Annotated in this window: 7 protein-coding genes; 6 read left to right on the top strand and 1 reads right to left on the bottom strand. The window is 49.7% G+C overall.

All coding sequences use genetic code 11. The features are described from left to right. Positions 1-140 precede the first annotated feature (140 nt). Entirely contained in the window at positions 141-2270 is a 2130-nt protein-coding gene (locus tag BAA01_13525) for a hypothetical protein (GenBank protein ID OUM85427.1), read from the bottom strand. Between the two features lie 281 nt (positions 2271-2551). On the opposite strand from BAA01_13525, the gene BAA01_13520 reads away from it, so the two are divergent. From BAA01_13520 to BAA01_13495, 6 genes are read left to right on the top strand one after another with little or no spacing between them, the layout of a single operon-like run. Then, entirely contained in the window at positions 2552-3703 is a 1152-nt protein-coding gene (locus tag BAA01_13520; protein OUM85426.1) for a hypothetical protein, read from the top strand. 18 nt (positions 3704-3721) lie between these two features. Then, a complete protein-coding gene (locus tag BAA01_13515) occupies positions 3722-4459 on the top strand; it encodes a hypothetical protein (protein OUM85425.1) in 738 nt (245 codons plus the stop codon). Positions 4460-4494: 35 nt separating this feature from the next. Further along, positions 4495-5292 carry a hypothetical protein gene (locus BAA01_13510; GenBank protein OUM85424.1) on the top strand — a complete coding sequence of 266 codons (798 nt, stop codon included), beginning with the start codon at positions 4495-4497 and terminating at the stop codon, positions 5290-5292. Between the two features lie 49 nt (positions 5293-5341). Then, complete coding sequence (locus BAA01_13505; protein OUM85423.1) at positions 5342-5773, top strand: hypothetical protein; 432 nt, start codon at positions 5342-5344, stop codon at positions 5771-5773. Continuing rightward, positions 5770-6957, top strand: a complete 1188-nt coding sequence (locus BAA01_13500) for a thiolase (GenBank protein ID OUM85422.1) — start codon at positions 5770-5772, stop codon at positions 6955-6957. Before BAA01_13505 ends, BAA01_13500 begins: the two co-directional genes overlap by 4 nt. 22 nt (positions 6958-6979) lie before the next feature. Then, positions 6980-8638 carry an AMP-dependent synthetase gene (locus BAA01_13495; protein ID OUM85421.1) on the top strand — a complete coding sequence of 553 codons (1659 nt, stop codon included), beginning with the start codon at positions 6980-6982 and terminating at the stop codon, positions 8636-8638. The last annotated feature ends 185 nt before the right edge of the window (positions 8639-8823 follow it).

Here is an 8823-nt window from a genome sequence, read left to right as displayed (position 1 = left end):
TCCCAAGGACTGAAGAGTTTAACGGAAAGATATTTCGAAATTCGTCAAGGTTGGCGAACCGCCTAGTGCGGACCCGCATGCTAGGTGGTGTGAGGGGACGGGGGTTAGTCGCCCCCTCCTACTCGATTGCCCAGCATGGTTTAGCGAATGCCGTATTCTTTCATTTTTGCGTATAGCCAGGTCCTGCTAATTCCTAAAAGATGGCTTGCCTTTGTTTTATTCCCTTGGGCTTGCTTTAAAGCTTTCAAGATCAGTTCCTTTTCTTTATTTTTCAGCTCATCACGATAACTGTTATTCATTTTTATATGATTCGTATTTGATGGATGAGCATAAACAGAAGGGGACGGAGAGTCCAGCGGTTCTTGACGAAGAATGGTTGTCGGTAAATGTTCAATGTCGATGTATCCGTTTGTTGTCAAGTTTGCTGCACGTTCCATGACATTTGCCAATTCGCGGATGTTTCCAGGCCACGTGTAATTTAACAAGAGAGAAAGGGCGTCAGGGGTGATTCCCTTTAAATCAAAACCGGACTGGTTCAGTTTTCCGATCAGGGTCTGTACAATTTCAGGTATGTCTTCTTTACGTTCTCTTAATGGAGGCAGTTCAATACGAAACACATTAATTCGATAATATAGGTCTTCACGAAATTTTCCTTCTTGGACAAGACGTTCCAAATCCTGGTTTGTTGCCGCAATAATCCTGACATTGACCCGGATGGTTCGGCTGCTGCCCAGCGGTTCAAACTCTTTTTCCTGCAAGACGCGCAATAGTTTCACTTGCATAGAAAGGGGCATATCGCCAATTTCATCCAAAAAAAGCGTGCCGTTTTGGGCTAAGTGAAATTTTCCTTTTTTTCCTCCTCTTTTTGCTCCGGTAAAAGCGCCTTCTTCATAACCGAAAAATTCCGATTCGAACAACTCTTCCGGAATGGCGGCACAATTCACTTTCACGAAAGCCCCGGGAACACCGGAGGCAACATGAATGCTGTGGGCAAACAGTTCCTTGCCGGTACCGCTTTCTCCACAAATCAGGATGGTAGAAGGACTGCGAGACGCGAACATGGCTTCTTTTTTAACCTGCCGGATTTTCGCCGAGTTTCCCACGATGTCCGCAAAAGTGTAACGCGTTCCTTTAATATCGTTCAACTCCTGTTGGTAATAAGAAATTTGTTTTTCCAAACGGCTTATCTTTTCCAATGCTTCATGCAACTGGCGTAATCCGCGGTACATGATTTTACAAACAGCCCCTACAACGCGCTTGCCGTCATGGATTGGTAATGTGGTGATGACACACCGTTTTCCTGAAATGATCTTCCCCGTTCCCTGTATGGGCACACCCAACTGTAAAACTTGCCGAATGCCCAGATCGGGAAAGTCTTCCATAACCGATTGGCCAATTATCTGTTCTGCTTGCACCTGAAACAGTTCGCAAAATCCTTTGTTGGCCATCGTGATGACGCCCTTTTGATTCACTAAAACAATTCCGTCGTAGGCCAACTCCACAACGGTCCGTAGTTTTTCTTCCCACTCTTTCGTCCATTGGAGTTCTTCGGTCAATCGCTCGATGTGTGTCAGTTCCTCCATCATGACCATGACGCCCGAGATGCGTTCCCGTTCATACAAAGGCAGGCATTCCACGAGCACGCTGTGGTGATTGATGGACATCTTTTGTTTGGGTGTTTGCTGTCCAGAGCTTATGGCGTCCTTGATCATTTGTTTTAGATCCAGCGTTTCCATGGGGAGGTCCGAGATGGTCAGTGGTTGATGGTCTGGATCGACATTTAGGATTTGTTGGGCAATTGGATTGACAGCGGTTAGATTCATCTGCCGATCTACTGAGAACAGGCCGAAGGGAAGATTGTCGAAAAGTTTTTTCAATTGATTGTCCAGCATGGTACTGACAATGTGGTACGTGTGCAAGCAATCAGCGGTCGAAACAATCCCGATTGGCTGGCCTTCTGGATTGATGACCGGTGCTTGGGAGATAACGTGTTTGAGGAGGATATGTTTGGCCTCATCGACAGTATAGTCTGGCTTTAAGCAGACTGGTTTACAGACGATGAGGGAAACAATCGGCTCATCAAATGAACTGCCATTGGCAATAGCTCGAATGAGGCGATTTTTAGTGAGGATTCCAACAATAGTACCTTCTTCATCAATAACCGGGATGATTCCGGCTGTGGTACGTGAGAAAATCTGTAAGGCATCCTGAATGGATTGATGAGGGGTGAGTGTGAAGAAGGAAGTGGTCATCAATTCGCGAACAAACATCGTGTCACCTGCTTCCAAAATGCTGAGATCAAACATCCCTATATAACTAATAATATACCCAATTGAGGAAAGGTTGTAAATAAAAATGAACACTATACACGTTTATATAAAGTTTTATTTACATTGGTTTCTAGTATTTGGAAGAACTCTTCTTTCATTAGTGAAAAAAACAAGTTTTTGTTTGTGGCATACAAATTGCTTTATAAATGAGTTGGCGGCGGGTGCGAGGGAATGGCATGTTGAGCGAGTGGATTATTTTCTACTGAGGAGGAGATTGAGCGATGCGCTTTGATTTAACGGAAGAGCAGAAGTTGTTGCAGCAATCGGTGAGAAAGTTTTTGGACAGCGAAATGCGACCTTATGCGGAAGAATATGCTGACAAGATGATCACAAAAGAGGTTGCCCGCCCATTGTTAAAAAAATTGTTGCCCTTTGGGTATATCGTCGGCGCTTTTCCGGAAGAGGTGGGGGGGATGGCGCTGGATGCTGTATCTCAGGGGATTCTGTACGAAGAGTTGTTTCGTGTATTTCCTGGGTTGGCTGGGGTTGCCTTTATTACCCAGGAGTGTGCGCTCAGTCTCTATGAAGGCGGAAGCGACAAACAGATTCAGCGTTATTTGCCGCGGTTGCTGTCGGCGGAACTCATCGGATGTGTAGCCGTCACTGAACCCGGTGTGGGTTCGAATCCCGCCGATCTCACGATGCGTGCCGTTCCTGAAGGTGATTTCTACCGGCTGAACGGAGAAAAAATATGGATTTCAAATGGCAGCATTTCTGACGTATGTATCGTTTTGGCGAAAACGGGGGACGAAGGGAAAAAGTCACTGAGTCGCTTTATTGTGGAAAAGGAACCCAACGGTTACTCCGTGCGTGAACTGAAAAAATTAGGCCTTCATGCCTGGCCGACATCCGAGTTGTTCTTCGACAATACGTTGGTACCGAAAGAAAACTTGCTAGGCCGGCCGGGCGATGGGTTAAAGGAGACACTCAAAGCATTTGAGCGTGCCCGTTGTTTTGTGGCCTTAGCTGCCATTGGCATAGCGCAGGCTGCACTGGAAGCGGCTATCCAATATGCCCAAGAGCGAAAGCAATGGGGCAAGTCGATTGGCCAGCATCAGTTGATTCAGGAAATGATTGCTGATATGGCTACCGAACTGGATGCTGCCCGCTTGTTGGCATACCGGGGCTTATATTTGGTCGGAAAGGGCGTTCGTTGCGACACTCAGACGTCCATGGCCAAGTGGTATGCGACAGAAGCGGCGGTGCGAATTACTTCTCATGCGATCCAGATTCACGGGGCATATGGGTTATCTAAAGAGTTTCCTGTCGAACGGTACTTCCGGGATGCCCGCATGTTGACCATTCCGGATGGCAGCACGCAGATTCAAAAATTGATTATTGCCCGCAATATGCTAGGGATGGCAGCGTTTTAATCAAAAGGGGGTAGACCTATGAAACCACGGGTGGTGCTGATCACAGGGGCGGGGTCCGGCATCGGCCGCACAACGGCGATGCGTTTTGCCTCCAATGGAGATCGGGTGGTTGTCAACGACATCGACGAACAGAAAGCGAACGATGTGGTGAAGGAAATAAAAACGTTCGGTTTGGAGGCGATGGCGGCGCCGGCAGACATTACCCGTCTTGACGAGGTTGAAAATATGACAAAGGAGGTCGTCGAACGATGGGGACGGATTGATGTACTGGTCAATAATGCTGGTGTAGGAGACATCCGTCTCTTTTTGGAGACTGAGCCGGAAGACTGGCACAGGGAAATTCAAGTGAACATTTACGGTGTGCTGAATGTGTGCAAGGCTGTCCTGCCTCATATGGTGCGGCAAAACAGTGGAGTTGTGGTAAACATTGCTTCAGATGCCGCTCGGGTAGGGGAAACGTACATGGCTGTTTACTCCATGGCCAAAGCAGGGGTCGTCGGTTTCAGCAAGGCATTGGCCAAGGAGATGGCTAGGTACGGTATCCGAGTCAATGTGGTTTGTCCCGGAGCGACACGCACACCGTTGGTCAAAGCGTTGCTGGAACAAAAAGGGAAAGAAATTCTGAAAAATTACCCGATTCGTCGTTTTGCCGAACCGGAAGATATCGCGAATGGCATATTTTTTCTCGCATCACCGGAGGCTGACTATATTACTGGCCAGACGCTGAGTATCAATGGTGGGTATACCATGATCTGACATGATGGAACGTTGGTTGAGAACGGAGGAATGAGATGGGCACAGAAGTTTTAATTGCCACCGTCAAAGATGGGATAGGGACCGTGCAATTGAACCGGTCGGATGTGTTGAACGCGCTTAATTTGGAAGTGGGGAATCGGTTGTTGGATGTCTTGGAAGAGTGGAAAAAGGACGAACGAATTCGTGTGGTTGTGGTGAAAGGCCACCCGCACTTTTTCTCAGCCGGGGCAGATCTGAAATTCATCAAAAAAATACAGAAGGATCCCGAGAAATTTCCACTCGAAATGGTACGTTTTCTGGAATGTTTACGTCCGTCCGTGGAAGCGTTGGCCACTTTTCCTAGACCGACGATTGCAGTGGTCGAGGGGATTGCTTTTGGCGGTGGTTGCGAGTTGGCGTTGGCCTGTGACTTGCGGATTGCCACTCCGCAAGCGAAATTTGCGTTGCCGGAAGTGAAAATTGGGCTGTTGCCGGCAGCGGGTGGTACGCAGCGGTTGCCTCGTTTAATCGGTGCGGCGCGAGCCAAGGAACTTCTATTTACAGGAAAGACCGTCACTGCCTCAGAAGCGGAAAAACTTGGTCTGGTCAATCGGGTGGTACCGGCCGAAGCGTTGGAAGAGTCGTTGGCTTCACTGATTGGTGAATTGACCTCCGTATCGCCTTATGCCCAGCAACTGATCAAACGTTGTGTCGATGTGGGGCTGAATACCAGCCTGGCAGAAGGACTTGCTTTTGAATTTCAAGCGGCGGCGACCTTGGGTTACAGCGAGGACGCGATGGAGGGGGTGAGTTCTTTCATCGAAAAACGCCCGGCCCGGTTTACCGGAAGGTGATCCTTGGTTCGTATAGGCGGCGGCAAAAATCCAAAGGAGTGAGCGAGGATTGGAACGTGTTCAGGACAGGCTGTTTCATATTCCGTCTGGAGAAGGAGATGAGCCATATCTCATCGGAAATCGCTGCCGAGCATGCGGATCCGTATTTTTTCCGCCCAAGGGGGGGTGTCCCAACTGCCTGCGGGAAGATACGTTGGAAAGCATCCCCATCGGCAAACGGGGACGGATCAGTTCTTATTCCATTCTTCATGTGGCGCCTCCGGGATTTCCTGTGCCTCATGTTCAAGCGATGATCCGACTGGACGAAGGTCCATTGGTCTTCAGTTTGCTGAAAGATGTTTCGCCGGAGCCCAATGCGGTAGCGATTGGCGATGCGGTTCAATTGTATATCGGAGAAGTGCGTAAAGATGAATACGGAAAACCGATCATCGGCTGGCTATATCGGCCGGTATCGAATGAAAGGAGGGAAGAACAAGGATGAACCGTGTCGTCGTGTTGGGTGTGGGAATGCATCCTTTTGGAAAATATCCCCAGAAACACATCAAAGAACTGGCGAATACGGCCATCTGGGCAGCCATTCGCGATGCGGGGGTGGACCCAAGAAAAATTGAAGCGGCGTTTGTGGGAAATTGCCTTGGCGGCGTTCTTTTGGGACAAGAATCTGTGCGCGGACAAGTGATCTTGCGTCATGCCGGCTTTAAAGGTATTCCTGTTGTAAATGTTGAAAACGCTTGCGCTACGGCGTCCACTGCTTTTTGCATGGCTTGGTTAAGTGTCGCATCAGGGGTGCATGATGTGGTGTTGGCAGTGGGAGCCGAAAAAATGTATATCGGTGACACGGCACGCTCCATTCAGGCATTGACCATGGCCACCGACGTGGAGGTGGCCGGCAACATGGGCCTGCAATTCACTGCCCTGTATGCGATGGCCATTCGCAGAAAAATGGATAAATACGGCTGGAAACCTGAGGATCTGGCAAAAGTTGTGGAGAAGAACTCGTACCACGGTTCACTGAATCCGTATGCCCAGTTTCGCAAGCCGTTAACGGTTCAAGAGGTGCTCTCTTCCCGCATGGTGGCCGATCCCATCACCTTGTACATGGCATCCTCCATTGGGGATGGAGCCGCGGCGGCTGTTTTGTGCAGGGAAGATCTGGCCCGCAAGTGGAGCGAAAAGCCGATCGTTCGCGTGGCTGCCTCTGCCTTAAGAAGCGGACAAGGTTCCTTGTTGGAGGCTCATCCTCGGGAAAGTACAACCTGGTTAACTGCCCGAGAAGCTTATGAACAAGCCGGCATCGGGCCGGAAGACATCGAGGTGGCGGAAGTGCACGACGCCATGGCGCCGGCAGAATTGAAATTGTATGAAGAGTTGGGATTTTGTCCGGAAGGGGAAGCGGTTCGCCTGGTCCGGGAAGGAAAAACAGGTTTGCAGGGACAAATTCCGGTCAATCCCAGCGGCGGGTTGTGTTCCAGAGGCCATCCAGTGGGGGCGACCGGTTTGGCGCAGATAGCCGAGGTGGTGTGGCAGTTGCGGGGTGAAGCCGGCGACCGACAGGTTCGCGGACGAAACGGCATCCCAAGATGGGGCTTGACGCAAAACGATGGTGGGTTTGTGGATGGCGATACGGCTGCGACAGCAGTTCATCTATTTCAACGATTAGATTGAAAAACAGAACAAAGAAAGGAGCATGAACATGCGTCGAATTACAGGTTTTCCTTCGACTTCGATGAACGAATACCAATTGAATACCACCACGTTTATCCGGCATGCGGTCCGAAGTTATCCGGAACAGGAGATTGTGTACCGCACGCATGGAGATTTTCAGCGCTATACGTACAGGGATGCGTATGAACGGATGATGCGGGCTGCCAATGTTTTGGAAAAATTAGGTGTGCAACCGGGGGACCGGGTAGGCGTTCTTGATTGGAACACACATCGACACTTTGAATTGTATTTCGCCATTCCCGGTACTGGGGCCGTGATCCTGCAGATGAATTTGCGTATCTCGGCAGACGATTTGAGTTATGTCGTCAATCACAGCGAGGCCAAGTACGTTTTCGTGGACGAATCGCTTTTGCCTGTCGCCGAAGCGATTGCGCCCCATGCCAAGACGGTCAGGGGATGGCTGGTCATGACGGACAAACCGATGTCGGAGATTCACACATCGCTGTCACCGGTCTATCATTACGAGACGTTGTTGCGTGAGGCAGAACCTGACTACGATTGGCCGATGATCGACGAGCATTCAGCTTATAGCGCTTGCTACACTTCCGGCACCACGGGGAGGCCGAAAGGGGTTTATTACTCGCACCGCAACATCTACTTGCACACGATGGAGATGGCGGCATACATTGGCCTGAACAGTGATGACTGTATCGCCTGTATCGTACCCATGTTTCATGGGCAGTCCTGGGGGTTGTTTTACGCCGGCGTGATGATGGGGGCCAAACTGATTTTTCCAGGCAGGTATATGGCAGAACAGCCGGGCTTGCTGGTCGATCTCATGATACAGGAGCAAGTGACCGTAGCCAACGGCGCGCCGGCCATCTTTTTGCCCATGCTCCATTATATCAAGACATTGGATCAAAAACCCGACTTCAGCCGCGCCCGTTTTCTTTCTGGAGCGACAGAACCGCCATTATCCATGATGAAAGAATATAAGGAGCTAACGGGAGCAGAAATTATTCACGCTTACGGGGCGACGGAGACGACGCCGCTGGTTTGTATAAACTATCGCCTGAAACCGTCGTTGCAACGGAAACTGAGCGAGGAAGAAAAGTGGGACTTAAAACGCAAGCAAGGTTTGCCTGTTACGGGGATCGATATCAAGATCTGTGATTCGGAAGGAAACGAAGTGCCCCGTGACGGCAAATCCGTGGGAGAGATTTGGGTGCGCGGGCCATGGGTGACCGCCCAATACTACAATTCTCCTGGTACGGAAGGACAATTTCATGAAGGGTATTGGAAGAGTGGTGATGCCGGCACCATGGATGAAAACGGTTATGTGAAAGTGGTGGACCGGATTAAAGATGTGATCAAGAGCGGCGGCGAATGGATTTCATCGATTGATCTCGAAAACACCATCATGGGCCACCCGAACGTGGTAGAAGCCTGTGTGGTCGGTCTGCCTCATCCCAAGTGGCAAGAGCGTCCGTTGGCCCTCGTGGTGCCAAAGGCAGGACAACAGGTTTCAGAAGAAGAAATCTATGAACTGTTGAAAGACCGATTCGCCAAATGGCAATTTCCTGATAAAATCATTTTTGTCGATCAAATTCCAAAAACGAGTGTGGGTAAATTCAACAAAAAGGAGATCGTCAAACAGTATAACGATTTGTATATGGCATAATTACCGTTTTTCTCTTCGATCACCTGGGGGTAAGCCCAGGTGGTCTTTTTTTGTCGCGCTGTCAAACGTCTGAGAAAATGACAGGTTTATCGTTCTGTGAAAATGTCAGGGAATATGCCTGACCGGAGATACGAGATTGTCCGAAACGTCTCCCCTCCCGTCAAGGGTTGCCGATAAACCGGCAA

It is taken from the genome of Bacillus thermozeamaize (assembly GCA_002159075.1).
In the GTDB taxonomy this organism is placed as follows: Bacteria; Bacillota; Bacilli; order ZCTH02-B2; family ZCTH02-B2; genus Bacillus_BB; species Bacillus_BB thermozeamaize.
The sequence above is the reverse complement of the archived record's forward strand: the minus strand, read 5'-3'. Positions and strand labels throughout refer to the sequence as shown.